Below are 22,163 nucleotides of genomic sequence, written 5' to 3'. Positions count from 1 at the left end.
CCCCGGTGGCCGCCAGTCGGCGATCCCCTCGGAGGCGCGCAGCGCGAGTGCGGGGCGGGCCCGAAGGGCGAGGCTTGGGGAGTCGCCGCGCGGCCCGCTGGGTCACAACTCCCGCGCATGGCACCCGGTCGATGGGTGAGGATGAGCACCATGACGACACATGAGGTGCCCGAGCGGACCGAACCCTCCGGACTCGCCGGCGAGCGCGAGATGCTGGAGGGCTGGCTGGAGTACCACCGCCAGACCCTTGCCCTGAAGTGCTCCGGCCTGGACGACGCGCGACTGCGGCAGGCGTCGGCCCCGCCGTCCGCGCTCTCGCTGCTCGGCCTCGTACGGCACATGGCCGAGGTGGAACGCCATTGGTTCCGCCGCATCCTGGCCGCCGAGGACGCCCCGCCGATCTACTGGACCGAGGAGAACCCGGACGGCGACTTCCACCTCACGGAGAAGGACACCTGGGACGAGGCGTACGCCACCTGGCAGGCCGAGATCGCGCGGGCCCGCGAACTCGCCGCCGGCCGCTCCCTGGACGACGTGGCGGGCGGCAGGCACCGCAGTGGAAAGACCTTCAACCTCCGCTGGATCCACACCCACATGATCGAGGAGTACGCCCGCCACAACGGCCATGCCGATCTGTTGCGGGAGCGGATCGACGGCGCCACCGGTGACTGATCAGCCGCGCGCCGCCACCATCACCCGTGCGGACCAATAACCACCGGTAGCGGTCCCCAGGACACCCGTGAGCTACCACAGTTACGGCGTGCAACGAACCCGAATCACAGCGAAGGTCCTCGCGACCGTGGCCATGGCGGCCGTCTCCGGCTGCGTGTCGGTCGATCCGCGCCCGGCTCCCGTGCCGGCCGCCCCGGAGACCGGCCGCCCCGCCTCCCAGGACGTCGCACCGCAGATCGTGGAGGGCCCGGCACGGGAGGCCCTGGAGGCGGCGCTGCCCCCGCCCCCGGCGGCCCCGCCCCGCTCCCCCTCCACGGGCGCGCCCCGCCGCCCACCGGCCGCAGCACCGTCGCCCGACCCGCCCGCCGCCCCGCGCGCCGAGCGGCCACCACGGCTTCCGTCACCGGAACGGATCCGCGAGCGGCTGCCCGAGTTCCGCCCCCCGTCCCCGCCCTCCATCCCGGTCACCGCGCCCGACGTCTGCGCGCTCGGGCGCGGTTACGGAGGCTGGCACCCCGACAGCCAGGAGGCCCGCATCTGCCGGGAGACCTACGGCCGCTGACGCCCGGGCCGCGCCCCCGCGCCCGACCCGTCCGTCACTCGGCCCGTCACTCGGCGCGGAGGCGCCGGTCCAGGCGGTCGATGGCGGCGCGGACCCCGATGCCGTACCCGTCGTCGTCCAGGGCGTCGGAGGCGGCGCGGGCCCGGTCGAGGTGGATCCGTGCCTCCTGCGGACGTCGCAACTTCACATAGTCGGCCGCGAGGTTGAGGTGGAGCGAGGGGTACAGGGCGCGCAGCGCCACGGCCGAGTCGTGGCGGGCGAGCCGCTCCCCGCTCAGCCCCTCCGCGGCGGTCAGGGCCCGCAGATCCCAGGCCAGCTCGTCGTCGGGGTCGTCCTGGGCGTCCGCCATGTAGTGCGCGAGCGTGCAGCGGTGGAGCGGGTCCCCGTCCGCGCCGATCTGCGTCCACAGCTGCCCGAAGCGGTTGCGCGCCTCCTCGCGGTCCCCGCCGTGGAGCAGCATCATCGTCTGCCCGATTCTGGTCATGACTGCGTCATCCGGCACGTCCTGCCGCTGCTCCCTCACTGGGCCTTCACTCATCCGTCGGCGTCCCTTCCGTCCCGCGATGCCCGGTCTCCGGTGTTCCGACGCTAGCCGCAGCCGCCGGCAATCCCGCTCAGGCTCGGGGTGGGCGGGGCGGGCGGGGCGGGTGGCGCGGGTCGGCGGGTGAGAGATACGGGTCGGGCGGGCGAGGCGTCAGCCCAGGTTGGGGATGCGCCAGTCGATGGGTTCGTGTCCCTGGTCGGCGACGGCCTTGTCGATCTGGGTGAAGGGACGGGAGCCGAAGAACTTCTTCGCGGAGAGCGGCGAGGGGTGCGCGCCCTTGACCACCACGTGCCGCGTCTCGTCGATCAGCGGCAGCTTCTTCTGCGCGTAGTTGCCCCACAGGACGAAGACGGCCGGGTCCGGCCGCGAGGCCACCGCGCTGATCACCGCGTCCGTGAACTTCTCCCAGCCCTTGCCCTTGTGGGAGTTCGGCTCGCCAGCCCGGACCGTCAGCACCGCGTTGAGCAGCAGGACGCCTTGCTTGGCCCACGGCATCAGATAGCCGTTGTCCGGGATGGGGTGGCCCAGCTCTTCCCTCATCTCCTTGTAGATGTTGCGCAGCGACGGCGGGGTCTTGACGCCGGGCCGCACGGAGAAGCACAGGCCATGGCCCTGGCCCTCCCCGTGGTACGGGTCCTGGCCGAGGATGAGGACCTTGACCTTGTCGTAGGCAGTGGCGTCCAGAGCGGCGAACACCTCGTCGCGCGGAGGGTAGACCGGCCCCTTCGCCCGCTCCTCCTCGACGAACTCGGTGAGCAGCTTGAAGTACGGCTTCTGCAGCTCATCGCCGAGGACGCCGCGCCAGGACTCGGGCAGCATGTCGGTGTCGGTCACGTCAACAACCTCCGGTGTGTGATCGCTTGTGCCACAGAACCTACCGGGGACCACTGACAACCGGGCCGGACAGCCGTTCGGGGCGGCCCTTCCCGGCGGCCGTTCCCGGGCGGCCGTTCCCGGCGGCCGGCCTCGGCGCCGCCGCCCGGCCCGTACAACCGCTCCTACCAGCTCGCCTTACGCTGAAGCTCCCACATCTGCATCACCGTCTGCGGGTCCAGCGCACGCTCGCCGCCCGCGATCTCCTCGCTCGCCGCGATATACAGCTTGCCCTGCCACAGCGGCAGCAGCCGTACGTCGTCCACGAGGATCTCCTGCGCCTGCTCGAACTCCTCGCTGACGGCTCCCCGGTCGCTGACCTTGCGGGACTTCGGCAGCAGCTGTTCGGTGATCTCGGGCCGTACGTACGGCGTGGAGAGCACGTTCTCCTTGCCGACGAACGGGGCGATGAAGTTGTCGGGGTCCGGGAAGTCGGGGAACCAGCCGCGCCCGAACACCGGGTACTCGCCCTTCTGGTAGCCCTCCTGGAACTGCTTCCACGGCTTGCTCTTCAGCGTGACCCGGAACAGCCCCGACTCGTCGAGCTGCCGCTTGATCTCCTTGAACTCGGCCGCGGTGGCGGAGCCGTAACGGTCGGTGGTGAACCAGAGCGTCAGCGGCACCGGCTCGTCGATGCCCTCCTCGCTCAGCAGCTTCCTGGCCTTGTCGACGTCCGGCTCGCCGTACCGGTCGAAGAACCCGGTGGTGTGGCCGGAGATGCCCTTCGGAACCATCGAGTACAGCGGCTCCGCCGTGCCCTGGTAGACCTTGGCGACCAGCGCGTCACGGTCGATGATCTGGGCGATCGCCTGCCGGACGGGGAGCTTGCTCACCGAGGGGTCCTGGGCGTTGAACACCAGGTAGCGGATGTCCGCGCCGGTCGACTCGACCAGCTGGAGGTCTTCGTCCCGCTTGTCCTGGAGCTCGATGACCTCCTCCGCGGTCAGACCGCGGTACGTGGCGTCGATCTCCTTGTTCTTCAGCGCGGCGACCATCGCCTCGGACTCCTTGAAGTACCGGATGGTGACGCCCTCGTTCTTGCGGTCCGCGAACCCCTTGTACGTCGGGTTCTTGGTGAGCTCCGCCTCGGCGCCGACTTGGTAGGAGTCCAGCACGTAGGGGCCGGACCCGAAGACCTTGCCGTCCTCGCGCAGCGCGTCCGCCGGGTACTTGGCGGGGTTGACGATGGACATGGCGGGCGTGGCCAGGATGTACGGGAAGGTGGCGTCCGATTCCTTGAGCCGGAACGTGACGGTCCGCTCGCCGCTCGTCACGATCGTGTCGAGCGAGCCGAGGAGCCCGTTGGGGCCGCCCTTGGCGTTGATCGTGCGGATGCGTTCGATGGAGTGCTTCACGGCCTGGGCGTCGAGCTTGGCCCCGTCGGAGAACGCCAGCCCTTCGCGCAGCCGGCACTCGAAGACCTTGCTCAGGGCGTCGGTGAATTTGCACTCGGCGGCGTCCGGCTGCGGCGTGGTGCTTCCGGTCGGGAAGCTCAGCAGGGTCTGGAAGACATTGCGGTACAGCTCCCAGGAACCGTCCCAGGCGGCGGCGGGGTCGAGCGTGCTGGGTTCGCTCGTCGTACCGACTACGATCTTCTTCTGCCCATCGGCGTCATCCCCCGAAAAGAGGGTGCATCCCGCCAGCAGGGATATGGACGCAAGGGCTGCAGCCGCCTGCAGACTGGTCCGGTTGAACACGTGCGCACTCTCCTCGTTCAGCCACGGGTCGGCAGACCATACCGCAGTGCCCCGCCAGGTCAATGTGCTGGCCTGGTGGGGCACTTGAGGCATTTTGCGGCTATCGGAAATATCGGGATCAACCGACTCCGGCATTGAGGAAAATTCCGCCGTCGACGACCAGCGTCTGGCCGGTGATCCAGTCCGACTGGTCGGAGGTGAGGAAAGCGGCGGCTCCCCCGATGTCCTGTGGCACCCCGAGCCTGCCCAGCGGGTACGCGGCCGCCGCCTCGGCTTCCCTGCCCTCGTACAGGGCCTGGGCGAACTTGGTCTTCACGACGGCCGGGGCGATCGCGTTGACCCGGACGCCCGGCGCGAACTCGTGCGCCAGTTGCAGGGTCAGATTGACCATGGCGGCCTTGCTCATGCCGTAGGCGCCGATGAAGGGCGAGGGGGCGATACCGGCGACCGACGCGATGTTCACGATCGCACCGCCGTTCTCCTTCTGCCACGCCTTCCACGTCTGCTGGGCGAAGCCGAGCGCCGAGATGACGTTGGTCTCGTAGACCTTGCGGGCCACGTTCAGGTCCAGCTCGGCCATCGGGCCGAAGACCGGGTTCGTACCCGCGTTGTTGATCAGGAAGTCGACGCGGCCGAAGGCCTCCATGGCGCGCTCCACGGCGAGCGCCTGGTGGGCCTCGTCGTGGGCCTTGCCCGGAACGCCGATCACCCGGTCGGCGCCGAGCTTCTCGACGGCTTCCTTGAGCGCCTCCTCACCGCGGCCGGTGATGCATACGCGGTCGCCACGGGCGACGAGCGCCTCGGCGACGCCGTAGCCGATGCCGCGGCTGGCGCCCGTGACGAGGGCGACCTTGCCGGACAGCGGGGGCAGTTCCTGTGCGGTCATGTCCGTCACCTCCCGGTTCAGTTGAGCGGGCCGCCGGCCACGTACATGACCTGGCCGGAGACGAAACCGGCGTCGTCGCCCGTGAAGAAGGCGATCGCGTTCGCGACGTCCTCGGGCCGGCCGACGCGCTGCACCGGGATCTGGGTGGCCGCGGCGGCCTGGAACTCCTCGAAGCCCATGCCCACGCGCGCGGCGGTCTGCGCGGTCATCTCGGTGACGATGAAGCCGGGCGCCACGGCGTTGGCCGTGATGCCGAACTTGCCGAGCTCCTTGGCGAGGGTCTTGGTGAAGCCCTGGAGTCCGGCCTTGACGGCGGAGTAGTTGGCCTGGCCGCGGTTGCCGAGCGCCGAGGACGAGGAGAGGCTGACGATCCGGCCGAATCCCGCGTCCACCATGTGCTTCTGGCAGGCCTTGGCCATCAGGAACGCGCCCTTGAGGTGCACGTTCATCACGGTGTCCCAGTCGGACTCGCTCATCTTGAACAGGAGGTTGTCGCGCAGCACGCCCGCGTTGTTGACGAGGATGGTGGGCGCGCCGAGTTCGGCGGCGACGCGCGAGACGGCGGCCTCCACCTGGGCGCTGTCGGACACGTCGCAGCCCACGGCGATGGCCTTGCCGCCCGCCGCGGTGATCTTCTCGACGGTGTCCTTGCAGGCCGCCTCGTCGAGGTCGAGTACGGCGACGGCGCGGCCCTCGGCCGCCAGCCGGACCGCGGTGGCGGCGCCAATGCCCCGCGCGGCCCCGGTCACGACGGCGACGCGCTGCTCGGTGGTGGACATGCTGGTTCTCCTCGCCCTTGGATCCCTGGATGGCGGCCGCGTCGGCACGTCCATGCCGGTGAGCGACCGCTTAGTACCTCAGCAGACGAGACGCTAGAGACCCTGGCACCCGGTGTCAACGGCCCACCGGGTGCCCCCGGTCACTCAGCGCACCAGCCGGTCGAGCAGCCGCTCCACCTCGGCCTTCGGATCGGCGGTCAGCCCGGTGTGGACGGGCCCCGGCTGGACCACCGTGGAGCGTGGCGCGATCAGCCACCGGAAGCGCCGCCCGGCGTCGTCGCCCGCCGCCTGCCCGGCGCGTTCGCCGCCCTCGCAGACGCCCTCCACCGCCCGCAGGGCGGCCCGTACGCCCGCCACGTCCGCCTCGGGGTCCAGCGCCAGCAGCTTGGCCTCGTCGAGGTGCGTACGGGCGCACACGAAGGACTTGGCGCGGCAGTAGACCACCACGCCCGCGTTGAAGCACTCGCCGCGCTCGACGCGCGGCACGACGCGCAGCAGCGCGTACTCGAAGACGTCCCGGTCGCTCACTTGCCGCTGTCCTTGCTGTTCTTGCTGTTCTCGCTGTTCTCGCTGTTCTCGCTGTTCTCGCTGTTCTCGCTGTTCTTGCTGTTCTTGCTGTTCTTGGTGGGGTGCGGCCAGGGGGTCAGGTGGTCGGTCAGCCACCCGGGGGCCTGGGACGGCTTGCGCTCGGTCCGCTCGCCGAGGGTGATCCGCTCGTGGATGGTCGCGGCGCGCGGCAGCAGCGCCTCCACATAGGCGCGGCGCAGCGCCTCGGGCGTGTCGAAGCCCGGCTCGTCGACCAGCCACTCGTCCGGGACGTCCGCGGCGACCTCGGTCAGCAACTCCTCGGTGACCAGCGGGGCCAGCTCGGTCGCCGCGGCGGCCACGTCGGGATCGAAGGTCGCGAGGACGTGGTCGGTCGCGTCGTAGGGCTTGGCCACCGAGGTCTGGACACCCGGCCAGTTGTGGTGCCAGATCATGGTGGCGCCGTGGTCGATCAGCCATGGTTCGCCGTGCCAGACCAGCATGTTGGGGTTGCGCCAGGACCGGTCCACGTTGTTGACCAGCGCGTCGAACCAGACGACCCGGCCCGCCTCCTTGGAGTCCACCGCGTAGGCCAGCGGGTCGAAGCCGATCGAGCCGGGCAGGTAGTCCATGCCGAGGTTCAGGCCGCCGCTGGCCTTGAGGAGCTCCTGCACCTCCTGGTCGGGCTCTCCCAGGCCGATGACCGGGTCCAGCTGGATGGCGACCAGCTCGGGGACGCGCAGCCCGAGCCTGCGGGCCAGCTGACCGCAGATGACCTCGGCGACCAAGGTCTTGCGCCCCTGCCCGGCGCCGGTGAACTTCATGACGTACGTACCGAGATCGTCGGCCTCGACGATCCCCGGGAGCGAGCCGCCCTCACGCAGGGGCGTGACATAGCGGGTCGCTACGACCTCTTCCAACACTTTCCCAGGCCACCCATCTCTTCAGCCTTGCTGTCCACGGACGGCTTCTTCGGGGCGTAGAGGCGACAATCGCCGGTCAACGGCGCTGGGGAGGATCTGGGGAGTTTCGACCGGCGTGCCGGTCTCCCCGCTTCCCCAGCAATCCATCGATGGTGCCGCGCCCCTTGCTGCCGGCCTCCGGCATGAAGTGAGCATAGTAACCGTGGGTGATCGCGGGCGAGGAGTGCCCGAGCCACCGCGCCAAGGTCACGACGGACTCCCCGGCTTCCAGCATGATCGAAGCGCTCGTGCGGTGATCCCTTCGCAGTTCATTGCTTTCCGGGCGCCGTCCATCCGACTAACCCATGTCCTGCTGACCGCACGGCTCAGCACACGGGCATCAGATCACTCGGCGGTCTTCCATCGGCGCCGCGTACAGGGCGGGTCCGCGTTCGCTGGGCAGGCGCGGGGTGTGGTTGACCAGGCGGGCGGAGTTGCCGACCACGGCGATGCTGCTGGTGTTGTGGAGCAGGGCCGCTACGACCGGGTTGATGGATCCGCCCGCACCGGCGCCCAGGCCGACCAGGTTCACGCCGATGGCCAGGCCGTAGTTCTGCCGTACGACGCGCAGGGTGTGGCGGCTCAGTTCCACCACGGCGGCGACCTGTTGAAGGTCGTTTCCCGCGAGCGCGATGTCGGCGGTCTCCAGCGCCACATGGGAGGAGTGCGCGCCCATCGCGATGCCGACGTCCGCCAGGGCCAGGGCGGGTGCGTCGTTGGTGCCGTCGCCGACCATGGCGACCAGGTGGCCTTCGTCCTGGAGGTCGCGGATCAGCTGGAGCTTGCCCTCGGGCAGGGCGTGGGCGTGGACCTCGGTGATGCCGAGGGCGTCGGCCACCGCCTGGGCCGTCTCGGGGGCGTCGCCGGTGAGCAGGATGATGCGCTGCACGCCGAGGTCCTCCAACTGCCGGACGACGGTGTGGGCTCCGCCGCGTACGGCGTCGGACAGGCCGAGCATGCCGATCAGGTCGTCGTCGTGGGCCAGGCAGATGACGGTTTCGCCCTGGGCTCGCAATTGTTCCGTCCACTGCTGAGCCGCGTCGGGCAGTTCCATACCGTGCTGACGCAGCAGTGCCGGGCTGCCGACCAACAGGCGGCTGCCGTCCAGTTCGGCCCGCATGCCCATGCCGAGAACGACCTCGCACGCCTGGTGGATCGGGATGTGCAGGTGCTGTTCCTCAGTGCGGCGGACGATTGCGTCGGCGAGCGGGTGGCGGGCATGCAGCTCGCCGGAGGCAGCCAGGCTCAGCACCTCGTCCGCGGTGAACTCCTCGTGGAAGGTGACCACGCTGGTGACGAGGGGGCGGCCCAGGGTGAGGGTGCCGGTCTTGTCGAAGACCACGGCCGTGACCCGCCCGACGCCTTCCAGATGGGTGCCGCCCTTGATGAGGGTGCCGTGGCGGGCTCCGTTGCCGATGGCCGCGCTGATCGCCGTGGGGGTGGCGAGCCCGGCGGCGCAGGGGCAGGCGATGAGCAGCATGGTCATGGCGCGGCGGGCGTCACGCGTGAGCGCGTACGTACCTGCCGCCAGCGCGAAGGAGACCGGCACGAAGCGGCGGGTGAAGCGGGTGGCCACGGTCTGGATGGGCGCGCGGTCGGCCTGGGCCTCCTCGACGCGGCTGATGATGCGGCCGACGGTGGTGTCGCGGCCCACGGAGGTCGCGCGGATGGTGAGCGATCCGTTGGTGACGATCGTGCCCGCGTAGACCTCCGCGCCTTCGCGTACGTAGACGGGGAGGGCCTCGCCCGTGATCGCCGCCTGGTCCACCAGGCCCTCACCGGAGACGACCGTGCCGTCGACGGGAATCCTGTGGTGCTCGTAGACGGCCACCAGGTCATCGGTCGCGACGTCCTCCAGCGCCACCTCGACCTCGACGCCGTCCCGTACGAGCCAGACCCGCTCCTCGCCGACGCTCAGCAGCTCCTCGATCGCCCGCCGGGTGCGGCGCAGCGTCAGGGTCTGGAGGAACTCGCCGATGTTCAGCAGCCACAGCACGGTCAGGGCCACCACGTTCTCGCGCAGGACCAGCGAGATCAGGGTGGCGGCGGTGACCAGGGTGTCCGTACCGGGATAGCGGCGGCCCAGGACGGTATGGAGCGCGCCACGGAAGAAGGGCAGCCCACTGAAGACGGTGGCCACGCGAAGAACGCCGAGGGGAGCGCCGGCCGACCAGGGCGGGCGGCGCAGCAGCAGCCGGTGTACGGCCACGAGGGCGAGGACGGCTCCGCCGACGACCAGCCGGGCGACCTCGCCGGTGGAGGAGTCGGGCATAGCGCGGCTGGGTTTGGCCACGGCGCTCGGGGGTGGCGCCGCGTCCAAGGCAGCCACGAGCTGGTCCACGTCCAGGTGGTCGGGTGCGACCCAGACGACCACGCTTCCCGTACGGGGGAAGATCCGCAGTGCCCGGAAGCCCCGTACGTCGGCGAGCCGGTCATCGACGAGCCCGGCACAGCCGGGCCGGGCTCGGAGCCAGGGCACGGTCAGCCGTACCCGGCCGGCAGCGACGGAGCGGACGGCGATGTCGGACATGATCAGTGCTCGTGGTCGTGGTCGTGCCCGTCGACGCTGACGGCGGACGGTGGCGGTGCCTCCTCGCCCAGCGAGGAGCGGGCCTCGGCGAGCATGTCGCCCGCCTTGAGCCGGGCCTCTTCGGCCGCGGAGCCCAGCCACCGGCCCGCCACGATTCCACCGGCGAGACTGCCGACGAGCGCCTTGCGGGCAGCGGGTTTGACCGTGGGCGCGGCTTTGGCCGCTCCGCGGAAGATCAGTCCACCGATCACGCCGGAGACGGCGAAGTGGGCCATGCGGCCGGCGGCGGCGCCGACAAGAGCAGCGGGATGCATCGGGCGCTCCTTCGCGGAAGACGCGCCCCCGAATGCCCAACCTGACTCAATTGTGAACCTTGAGCAGGTGGGCGGCAATCAAGGCCCGGCCACGACCGGTGTGGTCGCACGCCGTCGGCGGCCGATGACGAAGGCGGCCGCGTACACGACAGTGGCCGCGGCCATGATGGCGAAGCTCGGCGGCAGCTTCGGCACCACGTAGCTCAGGCCGATCCCCGCCCACATCTCCGCCACGGCGAGGACGGCGGACAGGAGAAGGGCGCGGTAGGGCCGGTCGGTCAGGTGCATGGCCGCACCGGCCGGGGCGGCGAGCAGGCCGAGCAGGAGCAGCGCCCCGACTGCCTGGGTGGCCTGCGCCGCGCAGGCGCCGACCAGGGCGAGGAAACCGAATCCCAGCACCCGCACCGGCACGCCCCGGGCGGCGGCCATCGACTTGTCGAGCGAGGCGAACAGCAGGGGCCGTGCGATGGCGAGCATGGCCAGGCAGATGCCGGCGGCGATCAGCGCCGCCGTCCGTGCCTGGTCGGCGGACAGGCCGAAGATCGAACCGAACAGCACTTTCGCGCCCACGCGACACCGAGCCGGGTGAAGACGTACGCGCCGAAGGCGAAGGTGGTCACGGAGAATCCGATGGGGTACGTCGAGTGGTAGGCGACGATCAGGGCACCCCAGGTGACCAGCAGGCCGATGAGCACCGCGAGGGCCATGCCGACGGCGGGGTGCGCGGTGAGCGTCTGGGCGGTGGCGGCGGGCATCACAGGGCGAAGACCAGCAGGACGCCGCTTTGTCACCGCTCACGGGCTTCTCGTACGGGACTGAGCACCGTCTACCGCACACTCCAGGCGCTCGACCACAACGGGCGACTCGACACCGTGCGGGACTCGGATGGCGAGCGGCTGTACCGGTGGCGGTCCTCGGCAGGGCACCAGCACTACGTGATCTGCCGCGGGTGCGGCTGCAGCCAGGTCGTCGACACCGAAATCGTCGAGGGGTGGGCTGAACGCATCGGCGAGTCCCTCCAATTCACCGACGTGGAGCACACCTTGGAACTCAGTGGCGTCTGCCTCCGATGCAGCACCTCGCAGTAGCAGTGGACCACCAGGCATAGCCGTCGCCCCCTCTTCCCGGCCGCTGGTCGCACCGTCACGCCTGCTCAATCTCGTACAACTTCAGGCGGCACGCCCGATACCCCCGTGCACGCCATCTGTGGCTCGGCGCTCACGATCGAGGCACGACTCTGGTCACGCATCGGCCTAATGGGGGGGCACATCCCCTCCACAGTCAGCGACAAGCCCCCGCATCCCCCTTGCCTTCTCTTAATGAAAACGATTATCGTCACGCTCGTTCGCGCTAATCAACGCTCTCAAGGGGGGCTTCCTTTGCGTACCTTCACGCGCACGCTGACCGTCGCCGGCTCCGTAGCCGCGGCCATAGCCGTCGGCGGGCTCACCGCCGCTCATGCGGCCGGAACCACGCTGTCCAAGGGTCATGTCGACGTCCTCGACGTCGAGTACGCCGCCGGCGCCCTGGAACTGCACGTCCACGACGAGTCGGTCACCCCGGGTGTCGAGTACGACCCGGCCGACGTCGTCATACAGGCACTGCCCGCCTCGGCGTACAAGGTCCCGACCGGCGACTGCTACACCCACCTGGGCACCGCGGGCTCGACCGTCTACAGACTCCCGCAGGTCGAGAACACGAACCTGCTGTGGCCGGGGATCTCCGGCGAGCACATCGGTACGGGCGTGTTCCAGAACGACAAGGTGCAGGTGAAGCTCACCTCCGTGTCCGGCCCGGGCAAGATCACCGTCTACAAGAACGGGCTCTGCCCGAAGAACAACCGCTACTACGACAGCGGTGACGCCACCCTCGCCAACACGAAGAACGTCACGGCGGGCGAGCACGACCACGCCAACTGGGTCTTCACCAAGGCCGGTACCTACAGCGCGACCTTCGAGGTCAGCGGCACGCTGACGAACGGCGCCAAGGTCGGCCCGACGACCGCGACCTACACCTTCCAGGCCGGCTGATCCATCGGGCTTCAGGCCCTTTCGACTCCGTGCCGGGGGCGGGCCATGGGCAGCCTGCCCGCTCCCGGCACGGCCGTGGTCCACTGAACTCACCGCTCGAAGGAGACGCCCCGCATGCGGGCCTCACTATCGCGAAGTACGACGCGAGCCGCCGTTGTGACGGCCGTACTGTCCCTGCTCGCCGCTACACCCGTCGCGCTCGCCGCAGAGGACCCGCCCAGGGAGGCACCCGATGGAGAACGCGTCGTCCTGAACGGCGGTCATCTGGACATGGCGGCCCGGCTCAAGGACGGCCGACTGGAGTACCAGATCAAGGACGGGACGGTCGCGGGCAAGCCCGTGTGGCGTGAACCGTCCGATGTTCTGCTGCACTTCGATCCGCGGCATGAGCTCGTCATCCCTCCACGTGAGGAGGTGCCGCAGTTCGAGGGCTTCGGCGAGCCCGGCGAAAGCCTGTGGGTCGACAAGGACTTCGAGGTGAAGGAAGGGCTGCTGTGGCCCGGCTGGAACACCCTGGAGATCCTGCCGGCCGATGTGTCCGGACCTGTGAAGGTCACCTTTCCGAAGATCGAGGGCCCCGGCCGCTTCATCCTCGGCCAGTTCGAGGACGACCCGGAGATGGGTGTACGCATCGGCGTCACCATCGACAGCACCAAGCCCGATCCGGGCTCGGTCGAGCTGCCCGCGAACACGCATGCTCACCCTTTGTGGATTTTCAACAGCAAGGGCGTCTACCGGATCACGATGGAGATGAGCACGACTCTGCCGTCCGGTGAGAAGGTCAGCGACCGGGAGACCCTGGCCGTCGCCGTCGGCGACGTTGACCCGTCGGCGGTCGTACCAGGTGACGGCACTCCGAAGCCCACGCCCACCCCAACCCCCACTCCTACGGCGCCCCCCACAGGGTCCGCCTCCCCCACCGGAACTCCCACCGCCACCCCGACGGTGACAGCGACCGCGACGGCGACGCCCACGGCGTCTCCCTCGCCGACGCCGAGCGCCAGCGTGACCCCGTCCGCGAGCGCGAGCGCGACGCCGTCGGGTGCCGCGGCGCCGGACCCGATCGTTCCGCCCGCCGGCAGTGGCAGCAGCGGTGCGGGCACCGGGTCCGGCGCCATCCTGGCCGGAGGCACCACCACCACGGGCGGCAGCCTGGCCAAGACAGGCGCCGGCGTGGCGCTTCCGGCCGGCATCGCCGCCGCGGCCGTGGTGGCGGGCGGTGCGACCGTGCTGTTCGTGCGCCTGCGCCGGAAGGCGGCCGCGCGATGAGCCGAACGCGACGCACGCGTATGGCTGTCACGGGATTCGTCGCGGCCATCCTCCTGGGCAGCGGGTGCGGTCCGGGATCCGGCGGTGGCTCGGGCGAGGCCGAGCTGACGGTGTCCACGACCACCGGCATCCTCGCCGACCTGGTCCGCAACGTCGGCGGCGACCGGGTGGACGTGACGTCCGTCGTACCGCATCACGGCGACCCGCACTCGTACGAGCCGAGCCCCGGCGACGCCGCCAGGGTCGCGAAGTCGGACCTCATCTTCAGCAACGGGCTGCTGCTGGAAGAGCCCGGCATCATGAAGATGATCCACACCAACAGCCGCAAAGAGACGCCCAAGGTCCCCATCAGCGAGAAGCTGGAGCAGTACGGCGGCACGGTCATCAAGCTCAAAGAGGACCTCGGTCTCAATGTGCTGTGGCTGGGCTGGGCCGTCGAGGGCGAGGTCACGGGCGACGGCTCGCAGGTCCGTACCACCGCCACCAAGCTGGACGGCCCCGGCGACCTGCACGTCTACCTGACGGACACCCTGGGCACCCCGCAGAGCTACATCGACTCCACCGACGGCTTCGACGCCAAGGATTCCTTCACCCTGCCGCCCGAGGCGCACACCCACGTCAACTGGGTGTTCAGCAAGCCGGGCACGTACCGGCTCACCGTGCAGGGCCAGACCGAGACCCTGGACGGGACGAAGGCGCCGATCGGGAGCGGCACCGTCACCTTCGTGGTGGGCAAGACCCCGGCCCCCGCCGGGAAGAGGCTGCTGGACGGCGGACACGCGGACGTCGCGCTCAACGCGCAGACCAAGTCGGTGTACGTACGCTCCGACGACCCGTCCACCGGCAAGCGGACGAACCACCCGGCCGACTCGGTCGTGCTCTCCGTACCGGACCGGGCCAAGGAGGCCGTGCCCAGGGAGGGCGCGTTCCGCTTCCTCGGCAAGCCGGGCGCGGACATCTGGGTGCTGCCGCAGGCGGTCATCGGCAAGCACGTCCACGGCGAGATGGACCCGCACGCCTGGGAGGACGTCACCAACGCCGAGGCGTACGTCCGGCGGATCGAGGCCGAGCTCATCAAGGCCGACCCGGCGGGCAAGGCGGAGTACAAGCGCAACGCCCAGCGGTACCTGAAGCAGTTGGCGGCACTGGACAAGGAAGTGGCCGCCACGCTCGCCACCGTGCCCGAGGCCAACCGCAAGCTCATCACCACGCACGACGCCTTCGGCTACCTCGCGGAGGCGTACGGCATGGAGGTCGCCGGCTTCGTGGTGCCCGTGCCGAACCGGGAGCCCAGCGCGGCCGAGGTGGAGAAGCTCCGCGACACCATCCGGGACAAGAAGGTCCCGGCGGTCTTCCTGGAGCCGAACCTCGCCGCGCGCGCCGACGTCCTGCGCCGGGTCGCCGAGGACGAGGGCGTCCGCATCTGCACGATCTACGGCGACTCCTTCGACGACAAGGTCCACGACTACGTCGCGATGATGCGCCACAACGCGAAGGAACTGGCCCGCTGTCTGGGCCGGGAGGGGAGTTGAGCCCGATGAGGCTCGTACGCAACAGCAGGGTCGCCCTCGCGGCGGCAGGCTTCCTGGCCCTCGGCGGAACGGCCATGACCGTCCCGCCCGGCGAGGAGGAGGCGGCGGTCCCGGTCGTGGCGCCGGTCACCCTGGTCGACGGGGTCCTCAGCCTTGGGACGGGCGGGGTGCTCGACATCGACGACACGCACCGCGTGACCGGGCCCGACGACACGGCCGCCTGGGAACTCACGCCTGCTTGGGACACCACCGGCCTGCCGACCGGGGCGGTACGCGGCGACGGCGTGCGCTGGTCGCTGACCGGTGTCGAGGGACCGGGCGCGCTGAAGGTGTACGAGCCGGGAAGCGCTCCGGATCGGGAGCCCGTCGTACGGTTCGACAGCACCGACGGCCTGCCGGACGGATACGACCTACCCACCGGGGCGCGTGGCGAGACGCGCTGGGTGTTCGACAGGCCCGGCACCTACCAGCTGACGCTCGCGGCGGAGGCCGAGAGCGACGGCGGCCCGCTCGTCGCCGAGACCCGGTACACCATGCGCGTGGGCGACGCGGCCGTGGCTGCTCCCCTGCCGCCCGCTCCCCCCGCCGCTCCCGCGAGCCCTTCCCCCACCGCCCCCGTCGCCGGCGCACCGGCGGACGCGGGTGAGGACCGGCGCCCGGCCACCCCCTCCCTGGCGGGCGCCGGTCCGGCGGTCGCGGCTCAGCGGGTGATCGCGGCGGCCGAGCCCGTGGAGACGGCGAAGAAGGTGCTCGACCAGGGGCACATCGACCTCGCCGCGCGCGTGGCCGACGGGAAGATGCAGGTCCACATCAAGGACGGCACGGTGCCGGGCAAAACGGTCTGGCGTGAGCCGTCGTCCGTCGTGCTGCACGTCAAGCCGCAGGCCAGGAAGGTCATTCCGGCGGCCAAGGACTTCGCCTTCCTGGGCAAGGCAGGCGATCCGGTGTGGCTGCTCGACCAGGTGCAGCAGCCGGGGCTGCTGTGGCCGGGGTGGTCCACTGACAACATGGCGGCCGGCGCGACCAAGGGCGAGGTCGAGTTCAAGCTGGTCAAGGCCGACGGGCCGGGCAACTTCGCGCTGTACAACTACGACGGTCTGTCGGGAGCGACCGTCCGCTTCAACAGCGCGGACGGCGTGCCGGACGCGTTCGGCGTACCGCAGAACACCCACGCCCACGGCGGCTGGGCCTTCGGCAAGGAAGGCGTGTACCGGCTGACGTTCGCCATGTCGGGGACGCTGGCCAACGGTACGAAGGTCAGCGATACGGAGACGATCGCCTTCGCGGTCGGGGCGACCGACCCCAACGGAGTGCAGGTGGGCGGCTCCGGCTCCACCGGTGGCTCCTCGACCGGCGGCACCGCAACGGGCGGAGGTTCCACAGGGGGCACGACAGGCGGCTCCGGAACCGCTGGTGCGACCGGCGGAAGCACCACGAGCGGGACGACCGGCGCGACGACCGGCGGTACCACCGGCGGCTCGACGGGCGGCTCGACGGGCGGTGGCGCGATGGCGTCCACGGGCGCGGGTTCCTCACTGCTGTTCGGCGGGACGGCGGCCGGTCTCGTAGCTGCCGGCGCCGGCGCCGTCTATCTCACCCGCAGGCGTACGGCATGACGGATACCAAGCGGCTGTTGCAGGTGGAGTCCGTATCCGTGGCGCTTGGCGGTCGTATGGCCGTGGAGGACGCCTCCCTGACGGTGTCGGGCGGTGAGCTGGTCGGGCTGCTCGGCCCGAACGGCGCCGGCAAGACCACCCTCCTGCGTGCGGTCCTCGGGCTCGCCGCCACCTCGGCGGGCAGCGTCACCGCCACCGGAACGGTCGGCTACGTACCCCAACGGCACGAGTTTGCCTGGGACTTCCCCATCGATGTCGCGGGCGTCGTGCTCAGCGGACGCACCCGCGCCATCGGCTGGCTCCGGCGGCCCAAGGCACACGACCGCGAGGCGGCCGACCAAGCCCTGGAACTCGCCGGGCTGACCGACCTGCGCCGCCGCCCCATCGGCGAACTGTCCGGCGGGCAGCGCCAGCGCGTCCTGGTGGCCCGGGCGCTGGCGGCCGAGCCACGGCTGCTGCTCCTGGACGAGCCGTTCACCGGAGTCGACGTCCCCACCCAGGACCTGCTCAACGACCTGTTCGGCCGCCTGGCCGCGGACGGCAGAGGACTACTGATGACCACCCACGACCTGGCCGCCGCGGCCCGCACCTGCACGCGGGTCGTGCTCCTGAACCGGACGGTCGTCGCTGAAGGCGGACCCGAACTGCTCGCCGACCCCGAGCAGATGCTGCGGGCTTTCGGGCTCGACCGGGCCATCGGCTCCGTCCGGGCGGAAGCGGGGGCCGCGGCATGAGCGAGCTGCTGGCCTTCTTCACCGACCCCTGGCAACTCCCCTTCATGCAGCGCGCGTTCGCGGTCGCCGCGATCGTCGGCCTGGTGTGCGGCGTGGTGGGCGTGTACGTCGTCCTGCGCGGCATGGCGTTCATCGGCGACGCCGTGGCCCACTCGGCCTTCCCCGGAGTCGCGCTCGCGTACGCCTTCCAGGGCAACCTGCTGCTCGGCGGGGCGGCGGCCGGCGCGACGACGGCGGTGCTGATCGCCATCGTCTCCCAGAACCGCCGGCTCAAGGAGGACACCGTCATCGGCGTCTTCTTCGCCTTCGCCTTCGGGCTCGGCATCGTCCTGGTCTCGACGCGCGACAGCTGGACGACGGACCTGTCGTCCTTCCTGTTCGGCCAAGTCCTCGCGGTCGACTCGTCCGACGTCTGGCGGGTGGCCGGCATCGGCGCCGTACTCGTCGCGACCGTCCTCGCCCTGCGCAAGGAACTCGTCGCCGTCACCCTCGACCGCGAAACGGCCCGCGCGGCCGGACTGCCGGTCCTCCGCCTCGACATGACGCTCTACATCGTCGTGACGGCCACCATCGTGATGTCCCTGGAGGCCGTCGGCAACATCCTCGTCCTGGCCCTCCTCATCACCCCGGCCGCCACGGCCCGGCTGCTGACCGAACGCCTGTGGGCCATGACCCTGCTCGCCTCGGCCTTCGGCTGCGCGGGCAGCCTGGCGGGACTGTACGTCAGTTACGCCTACGACCTGGCGGCCGGCGGCTCCATCGTCGTGGTCCTGACCGCGTTCTTCGCCCTCGCGTGGGTGCTCGCACCCAGGCACGGACTGGTGGCACGACTGCGGTCGACGGCCGACGCCGGCGCCCGGGCCATCGGTCCCAAGCCGACCGCCGCCGGGAGTACCTGACTCCTTCGGCGGTGAGCAGACCTCCGGGCTGGGCAGTGGTCGCAGCCACGGCACTGCCCAGCCCGGACCGTACCGACGCGAACGAGGGAGACCGCCATGACCGAGCGCACCGTACGGCTGGACCTCGGCACCGTCCAGGAGACCCTTCTGATCCCCCTGTACGGCCGGGCTGTGGAGAACCGCAAGGAGGACGCGGCGCTACGGGACGCACGCGCCGAGGAGATCGTGGCCTCGATCGCGTACGACTTCGCCCGCTTCGACAACCTGCCCAGCCTCATCGGCACCGTGCTGCGCACTGCCCTCTTCGACCGGTGGGTCACCGACTTTCTCGGCGCGCACCCCGGCGGCACGGTGGTGGAGATCGGCACGGGGCTCAACACCCGTTTCGAGCGCGTCGACAACGGCCGGGCCCAGTGGTTCGACCTCGATCTGCCCGACGTCATCGCCCTGCGCCGTGCGTTCTTCCAGGACGTGCCGCGCCGGCGGATGATCGCCGCCTCCGTGACGGACGGCTCCTGGACCGCGGACGTGGCCCGGCTCTCGGACGGCCCGTACTTCTTCAGTGCCGAGGCGGTGCTGCCCTTCCTGGACGAGACCGACGTGCGGCACGTCGTCGACCTGATCGCCGAGCGCTTCCCCGGCTCCTTGCTGGCCCTGGACACCGCCGGACCCACCATCATCGCCAACCAGGACGCCCACGACGCACTGAGCAAGGTCGAAGCCCGGATGCGCTGGGCATGCGCCGACCCCGCCGAGCTCGTCCAGTGGCGGCCGGGCACGCGTTTGCTCGCCTCGCACACGCTGAGCAGCCTGCCGCCACAGATGTACGACAGCTTGCCCACCGGCTATCAGGCCATGCTCAGTGAGCTGGCCGCACAGCGACTGCCGCAGGTCGAGGAGTACCGCCTCAGTCTCCTACAGCTCCCGTGACACCGTCCCGCGGATCACACCGCTCATCACGCCGGCGCTCCCGACGCCCGCGCGAAGGGCCCGGAGCACGCTGGACACGATCACACCGAACATGCTTACGGCGGCCGCGGAGGGCCGGGCGGCGCCTCCTGGCGCACCGCGGCGCAGGCGACGGCCCACTGTCTCACCGGTTGTGCGATCGGTGAGATCTCGGGCATGGCCATCGGCACCGCCCTGCGCTGGAGCAACGCGCCGACCATGGTGCTGGCGATCTTCCTCGCCTTCCTGTTCGGCTACTCCTTCACCGTGTACGCGGTCCGTAAGGCGGGCCTGGGATTCAAGGCTGCTGTCCGCACGGCGCTCGCCGCCGACACCGTGTCATCGCCGTGATGGAGCTGGTGGACGCCCTCATTACCGCCCTCACTCCCGGCGCCGTGGACGCGCACCTTTCCGACGGGCCGGAACCCGCGTCAAGTCGGCGTCCTCAGCTGTTGATCATGTCGCGCGCCTGGGCGTAGACCGTGGCGTCGGTGAGCAGTCCGTTGTGGCTCAGGCAGGCCGTCTGCGTGTTCCTGGCACCCGAAAGGGCCACGCTGCTGTCGGGGTTGATGACCGTGTCGCAGGGCGACCACCACGTCGCGTAGCGCGGGCTTCCCGGTGTCTCGTCGCCGGAGTTGAGCGCGGTCAGGAAATCCGATCCGACGCGCATCTCGTAGCACGAGGTGTCGAAGCAGCTGTTGGCCGTGTCCGTTCCGTGATTGGGTCCGCCGAGCGATACCCAGGCCTCGGTCTTCGCGTCGCCGCCGAGGTTCTTGGCGTAGTGGCGCGAGGAGAGGCCGCCCATGGAGTGGGTGACCACATCGACCTTCGCCGCTCCCGTGGCGGCGAGCAGCCGGTCGACCTCGCCGGCCAGTTGCTCGGCGGTGGTGGCGTTGGACTGCCGGGAGTCGTAGCTCCACTGATCGAGGTGCGATGCGGGCCAGCCGTCGTTCTTGAACCGGCTCACCATGGTGTCCCAGTTCGACGCGCTGCCGTTGTAGCCGTGTACGAACAGGATCGGATTGCTGGAGGGCCTGTACGTCGACGTGTCGGCCGCGGCGGCCGGAGCCATGGCCGGCAGGGCGAGCAGAAGGGCGGCGGCGGCGACAGCAGGCACGATCAGGTGGCTTCTCATGGTTACCTCACGGAGTTCCGGGCGAGCAGGGACAGCCATGGGGGGCGGCGGGCTGGGGAAGCTGTGAAGCCAGCTGTCGTCCGGGTCGCGGAAAGACCGAAGGCACCAGTGCCGTACGAGGGTGCCGAAAGGTTACTGCCGGGTATCCGGCAGATGGCAAGACGCGTGCGCCAAATACTTCGCGACCGGTCGCCACCGCCCCTGCCTCGTCCTCCTCCTCGTCCTCCTCCTCGCCCTTCTCCTCGTCCTCGTCCTCGTCAGGCGACGCAGGAGGGCCGGAAGGTCTGGTCGGCCGGACCCGTACGCTCCAGCGCGTGCAGGACCCACTGGTGGACCACCGGGTCGTTGGGCGCCTGGTCGTGCTCGATGACATTCAGCGGGCACGCGTCCTGGAGCGTGACATTGGTGACCTCGCGGGCCGATCCGTCCAGGAAGGCGCTGGTGTAGGGCGTGACGACCTCGTCATACCTGGTGGTGACGACGGTGTAGTCAGGACCGGCCGGCGTCTCGTCCTTGGCGTTGAGGCCGGTCAGGAACTCCGAGCCCGCCTGTTGTTCGTCACACGCCGGGCAGGCCGCGTTCTCCAGACCGGCAGGCCGTACGAGCACGGTCTCCGTCCCGTGGTTCGACGGAACTATCCCGACCAGGTCGTCGACCTTCGTCGCGCCGCCGAGGTTCTTGATGTAGTAGCGGGGCATCATTCCGCCCTGGCTGTGGCCGACAAGGTCGACCTTGCGCGCGCCGGTCGCCCCGAGTACCGCGTCGACGAACGAATCGAGTTCCTTCGCCGACTCGGCGATGGGCCCCATGGCGTTGCCACCGTAGTTCAGCGCGAAGACGCAGTACCCCTCGCTCTTCAGCTTGGGGCTGAGCGTCGGCCAGTTCTTGGCCATGTTCTCGAACGTGCCGTGTACGAGAACGACCGGATCCGGGTGCTCGGCACCGGGCTTGCAGGACCAGTCATTGGCGCCCGGCGGAGAGACGTCGGTGGTGTCGCCGACGGCGGAGGGAAGGGGGGAGGCGACGGTTGCGGTGACCGCGAGAGCGGCGGCGGTCAGGATGGAGCGCAGTCTCGACACGGGGGTGTCCTTCTGAGGCGAACGGGATCGGGAACCACAGTGGTGACTGCGGCGGTTCGTCGGGAGCCATGTCCGGCTCGCGAGCGGTGTCCGGGTCGGGAGCCATGTCCGGGGCGGGAGCCGTGTCCGGCTGCCCCGGGAGAACGGCGCTGTTTCGCGGCCGTTCGCCGGGGCGCGGGGGCTGGCTCCCTTGAGGACCAGACCCGAACACCGTTCGGCAATGTCGTGCGGTGCGGCGATTTTGCGCGGATGTTACTCGCCTGTCAACCCTCGGATGATTGGCGATTACTCCCCCGCTCCTTTAGCCGACACCCGCCCGCCACTTGTGCCCGATCGCTCGAAGCATCGCGGAGTACAACCGCAGGTACCGGAAGGGCTTGATGCCGCCATGCATACGACGGGGCTCGAAGGCAATCAGCTGGTGGGCACGAGGTACGGCGCCAGAGGCCGCCGGCCACCTTCACCGGTACAACGAACGGCACAGAGGCGTAGTGATCGTGCATGTCGAACTGCGCTCAAGGGCGTGACACAGCGGGTCGCGATGGGTTTGGAGCGCATCCTCCCGGCTTACGTCGCG

23 protein-coding genes and 2 pseudogenes are annotated in these 22,163 nt (G+C 70.2%); 11 read left to right on the top strand and 14 right to left on the bottom strand.

Annotated features, from left to right (window positions below; all coding sequences use genetic code 11):
- Nucleotides 1–150: 150 nt before the first annotated feature.
- Nucleotides 151–672 carry a DinB family protein gene (locus tag QWM81_RS21225; protein WP_290113765.1) on the top strand — a complete coding sequence of 174 codons (522 nt, stop codon included), beginning with the start codon at nucleotides 151–153 and terminating at the stop codon, nucleotides 670–672.
- Between the two features lie 88 nt (nucleotides 673–760).
- A complete protein-coding gene (locus QWM81_RS21220; RefSeq protein WP_290113764.1) occupies nucleotides 761–1,234 on the top strand; it encodes a hypothetical protein in 474 nt (157 codons plus the stop codon).
- A 46-nt stretch (nucleotides 1,235–1,280) separates the two neighbouring features.
- Here QWM81_RS21220 and QWM81_RS21215 read toward each other — a convergent pair whose 3' ends face one another.
- The 12 genes and pseudogenes from QWM81_RS21215 to QWM81_RS21160 all read right to left on the bottom strand — a co-directional run bounded on the left by QWM81_RS21215 (nucleotide 1,281) and on the right by QWM81_RS21160 (nucleotide 11,099).
- Complete coding sequence (locus QWM81_RS21215) at nucleotides 1,281–1,718, bottom strand: hypothetical protein (protein WP_435372410.1); 438 nt, start codon at nucleotides 1,716–1,718, stop codon at nucleotides 1,281–1,283.
- Nucleotides 1,719–1,928: 210 nt separating this feature from the next.
- Nucleotides 1,929–2,612: a uracil-DNA glycosylase gene (locus tag QWM81_RS21210; RefSeq protein ID WP_290113762.1), complete on the bottom strand. Its 684-nt coding sequence runs from the start codon at nucleotides 2,610–2,612 to the stop codon at nucleotides 1,929–1,931.
- 164 nt (nucleotides 2,613–2,776) lie between these two features.
- Nucleotides 2,777–4,348, bottom strand: coding sequence for an ABC transporter substrate-binding protein (locus QWM81_RS21205; protein WP_290113761.1), 1,572 nt, complete (start codon nucleotides 4,346–4,348; stop codon nucleotides 2,777–2,779).
- Nucleotides 4,349–4,466: 118 nt separating this feature from the next.
- Nucleotides 4,467–5,234, bottom strand: coding sequence for an SDR family oxidoreductase (locus QWM81_RS21200; protein WP_290113759.1), 768 nt, complete (start codon nucleotides 5,232–5,234; stop codon nucleotides 4,467–4,469).
- A gap of 17 nt (nucleotides 5,235–5,251) precedes the next feature.
- Nucleotides 5,252–6,013, bottom strand: coding sequence for a 3-oxoacyl-ACP reductase FabG (fabG, locus tag QWM81_RS21195; protein ID WP_290113757.1), 762 nt, complete (start codon nucleotides 6,011–6,013; stop codon nucleotides 5,252–5,254).
- A 144-nt stretch (nucleotides 6,014–6,157) separates the two neighbouring features.
- Entirely contained in the window at nucleotides 6,158–6,541 is a 384-nt protein-coding gene (locus tag QWM81_RS21190; RefSeq protein WP_290113755.1) for a DUF3037 domain-containing protein, read from the bottom strand.
- On the bottom strand, nucleotides 6,538–7,461 hold the full coding sequence (locus tag QWM81_RS21185) for a HipA family kinase (RefSeq protein ID WP_290113754.1): 924 nt from the start codon (nucleotides 7,459–7,461) through the stop codon (nucleotides 6,538–6,540). Before QWM81_RS21185 ends, QWM81_RS21190 begins: the two co-directional genes overlap by 4 nt.
- Nucleotides 7,462–7,537: 76 nt before the next feature.
- A pseudogene (locus QWM81_RS21180) lies at nucleotides 7,538–7,750 on the bottom strand (site-specific integrase); the annotation flags it as partial.
- A gap of 90 nt (nucleotides 7,751–7,840) precedes the next feature.
- Nucleotides 7,841–10,030 (bottom strand): heavy metal translocating P-type ATPase, encoded by a 2,190-nt coding sequence (locus QWM81_RS21175; protein ID WP_290113752.1) that lies wholly within the window; start codon nucleotides 10,028–10,030, stop codon nucleotides 7,841–7,843.
- Nucleotides 10,031–10,032: 2 nt separating this feature from the next.
- Nucleotides 10,033–10,344 (bottom strand): DUF1490 family protein, encoded by a 312-nt coding sequence (locus QWM81_RS21170; RefSeq protein WP_290113750.1) that lies wholly within the window; start codon nucleotides 10,342–10,344, stop codon nucleotides 10,033–10,035.
- 78 nt (nucleotides 10,345–10,422) lie between these two features.
- Complete coding sequence (locus QWM81_RS21165) at nucleotides 10,423–10,902, bottom strand: metal ABC transporter permease (RefSeq protein WP_290113792.1); 480 nt, start codon at nucleotides 10,900–10,902, stop codon at nucleotides 10,423–10,425.
- On the bottom strand, nucleotides 10,845–11,099 hold the full coding sequence (locus QWM81_RS21160; protein WP_290113797.1) for an ABC transporter permease family protein: 255 nt from the start codon (nucleotides 11,097–11,099) through the stop codon (nucleotides 10,845–10,847). The genes QWM81_RS21165 and QWM81_RS21160 overlap by 58 nt, the downstream gene beginning before the upstream one ends.
- Here QWM81_RS21160 and QWM81_RS21155 point away from each other — a divergent pair.
- The 9 genes and pseudogenes from QWM81_RS21155 to QWM81_RS21115 all read left to right on the top strand — a co-directional run.
- A complete protein-coding gene (locus QWM81_RS21155) occupies nucleotides 10,989–11,432 on the top strand; it encodes a Fur family transcriptional regulator (RefSeq protein ID WP_353938328.1) in 444 nt (147 codons plus the stop codon). The genes QWM81_RS21160 and QWM81_RS21155 overlap by 111 nt on opposite strands.
- Before the next feature lie 291 nt (nucleotides 11,433–11,723).
- Nucleotides 11,724–12,374, top strand: a complete 651-nt coding sequence (locus QWM81_RS21150; RefSeq protein ID WP_290113749.1) for a choice-of-anchor M domain-containing protein — start codon at nucleotides 11,724–11,726, stop codon at nucleotides 12,372–12,374.
- A gap of 156 nt (nucleotides 12,375–12,530) precedes the next feature.
- Complete coding sequence (locus tag QWM81_RS21145) at nucleotides 12,531–13,643, top strand: choice-of-anchor M domain-containing protein (protein ID WP_290113748.1); 1,113 nt, start codon at nucleotides 12,531–12,533, stop codon at nucleotides 13,641–13,643.
- Nucleotides 13,644–13,663: 20 nt separating this feature from the next.
- Nucleotides 13,664–15,175: an anchored repeat ABC transporter, substrate-binding protein gene (locus QWM81_RS21140; protein ID WP_290113747.1), complete on the top strand. Its 1,512-nt coding sequence runs from the start codon at nucleotides 13,664–13,666 to the stop codon at nucleotides 15,173–15,175.
- A 5-nt stretch (nucleotides 15,176–15,180) separates the two neighbouring features.
- Nucleotides 15,181–16,791 carry a TIGR03773 family transporter-associated surface protein gene (locus QWM81_RS21135; RefSeq protein ID WP_290113746.1) on the top strand — a complete coding sequence of 537 codons (1,611 nt, stop codon included), beginning with the start codon at nucleotides 15,181–15,183 and terminating at the stop codon, nucleotides 16,789–16,791.
- Nucleotides 16,788–17,525 (top strand): anchored repeat-type ABC transporter ATP-binding subunit, encoded by a 738-nt coding sequence (locus QWM81_RS21130; protein WP_290113745.1) that lies wholly within the window; start codon nucleotides 16,788–16,790, stop codon nucleotides 17,523–17,525. The genes QWM81_RS21135 and QWM81_RS21130 overlap by 4 nt, the downstream gene beginning before the upstream one ends.
- Nucleotides 17,522–18,424 carry an anchored repeat-type ABC transporter permease subunit gene (locus tag QWM81_RS21125; RefSeq protein WP_290113744.1) on the top strand — a complete coding sequence of 301 codons (903 nt, stop codon included), beginning with the start codon at nucleotides 17,522–17,524 and terminating at the stop codon, nucleotides 18,422–18,424. Before QWM81_RS21130 ends, QWM81_RS21125 begins: the two co-directional genes overlap by 4 nt.
- 96 nt (nucleotides 18,425–18,520) lie before the next feature.
- Nucleotides 18,521–19,354 (top strand): class I SAM-dependent methyltransferase, encoded by an 834-nt coding sequence (locus tag QWM81_RS21120; protein ID WP_290113743.1) that lies wholly within the window; start codon nucleotides 18,521–18,523, stop codon nucleotides 19,352–19,354.
- Nucleotides 19,355–19,474: 120 nt separating this feature from the next.
- Nucleotides 19,475–19,791, top strand: a pseudogene (locus QWM81_RS21115) (DUF4396 domain-containing protein); the annotation flags it as partial.
- Between the two features lie 26 nt (nucleotides 19,792–19,817).
- On the opposite strand, the gene QWM81_RS21110 reads toward QWM81_RS21115, so the two are convergent.
- Together QWM81_RS21110 and QWM81_RS21105 are read right to left on the bottom strand one after the other, a co-directional pair.
- Entirely contained in the window at nucleotides 19,818–20,507 is a 690-nt protein-coding gene (locus tag QWM81_RS21110; protein ID WP_290113742.1) for an esterase/lipase family protein, read from the bottom strand.
- A gap of 257 nt (nucleotides 20,508–20,764) precedes the next feature.
- The gene (locus QWM81_RS21105; RefSeq protein ID WP_290113741.1) at nucleotides 20,765–21,586 is read right to left on the bottom strand and encodes an alpha/beta fold hydrolase; all 822 of its coding nucleotides are present in this window, start codon (nucleotides 21,584–21,586) and stop codon (nucleotides 20,765–20,767) included.
- Nucleotides 21,587–22,163 lie beyond the last annotated feature (577 nt).

The organism is Streptomyces ficellus, assembly GCF_030406405.1.
Classification (GTDB): Bacteria; Actinomycetota; Actinomycetes; order Streptomycetales; family Streptomycetaceae; genus Streptomyces; species Streptomyces ficellus_B.
The sequence above is the reverse complement of the archived record's forward strand: the minus strand, read 5'-3'. Positions and strand labels throughout refer to the sequence as shown.

Excerpts from the sequence above, each read along its gene's own strand:
- QWM81_RS21225 (WP_290113765.1), top strand. The coding sequence starts at position 151 with ATGACGACACATGAGGTGCCCGAGCGGACCGAACCCTCCGGACTCGCC.
- QWM81_RS21215 (WP_435372410.1), bottom strand. The coding sequence starts at position 1,718 with ATGACCAGAATCGGGCAGACGATGATGCTGCTCCACGGCGGGGACCGC.
- QWM81_RS21200 (WP_290113759.1), bottom strand. The coding sequence starts at position 5,234 with ATGACCGCACAGGAACTGCCCCCGCTGTCCGGCAAGGTCGCCCTCGTC.
- fabG (WP_290113757.1), bottom strand. The coding sequence starts at position 6,013 with ATGTCCACCACCGAGCAGCGCGTCGCCGTCGTGACCGGGGCCGCGCGG.
- QWM81_RS21175 (WP_290113752.1), bottom strand. The coding sequence starts at position 10,030 with ATGTCCGACATCGCCGTCCGCTCCGTCGCTGCCGGCCGGGTACGGCTG.
- QWM81_RS21170 (WP_290113750.1), bottom strand. The coding sequence starts at position 10,344 with ATGCATCCCGCTGCTCTTGTCGGCGCCGCCGCCGGCCGCATGGCCCAC.
- QWM81_RS21160 (WP_290113797.1), bottom strand. The coding sequence starts at position 11,099 with ATGCCCGCCGCCACCGCCCAGACGCTCACCGCGCACCCCGCCGTCGGC.
- QWM81_RS21140 (WP_290113747.1), top strand. The coding sequence starts at position 13,664 with ATGGCTGTCACGGGATTCGTCGCGGCCATCCTCCTGGGCAGCGGGTGC.
- QWM81_RS21135 (WP_290113746.1), top strand. The coding sequence starts at position 15,181 with ATGAGGCTCGTACGCAACAGCAGGGTCGCCCTCGCGGCGGCAGGCTTC.
- QWM81_RS21130 (WP_290113745.1), top strand. The coding sequence starts at position 16,788 with ATGACGGATACCAAGCGGCTGTTGCAGGTGGAGTCCGTATCCGTGGCG.
- QWM81_RS21125 (WP_290113744.1), top strand. The coding sequence starts at position 17,522 with ATGAGCGAGCTGCTGGCCTTCTTCACCGACCCCTGGCAACTCCCCTTC.
- QWM81_RS21120 (WP_290113743.1), top strand. The coding sequence starts at position 18,521 with ATGACCGAGCGCACCGTACGGCTGGACCTCGGCACCGTCCAGGAGACC.
- QWM81_RS21110 (WP_290113742.1), bottom strand. The coding sequence starts at position 20,507 with ATGAGAAGCCACCTGATCGTGCCTGCTGTCGCCGCCGCCGCCCTTCTG.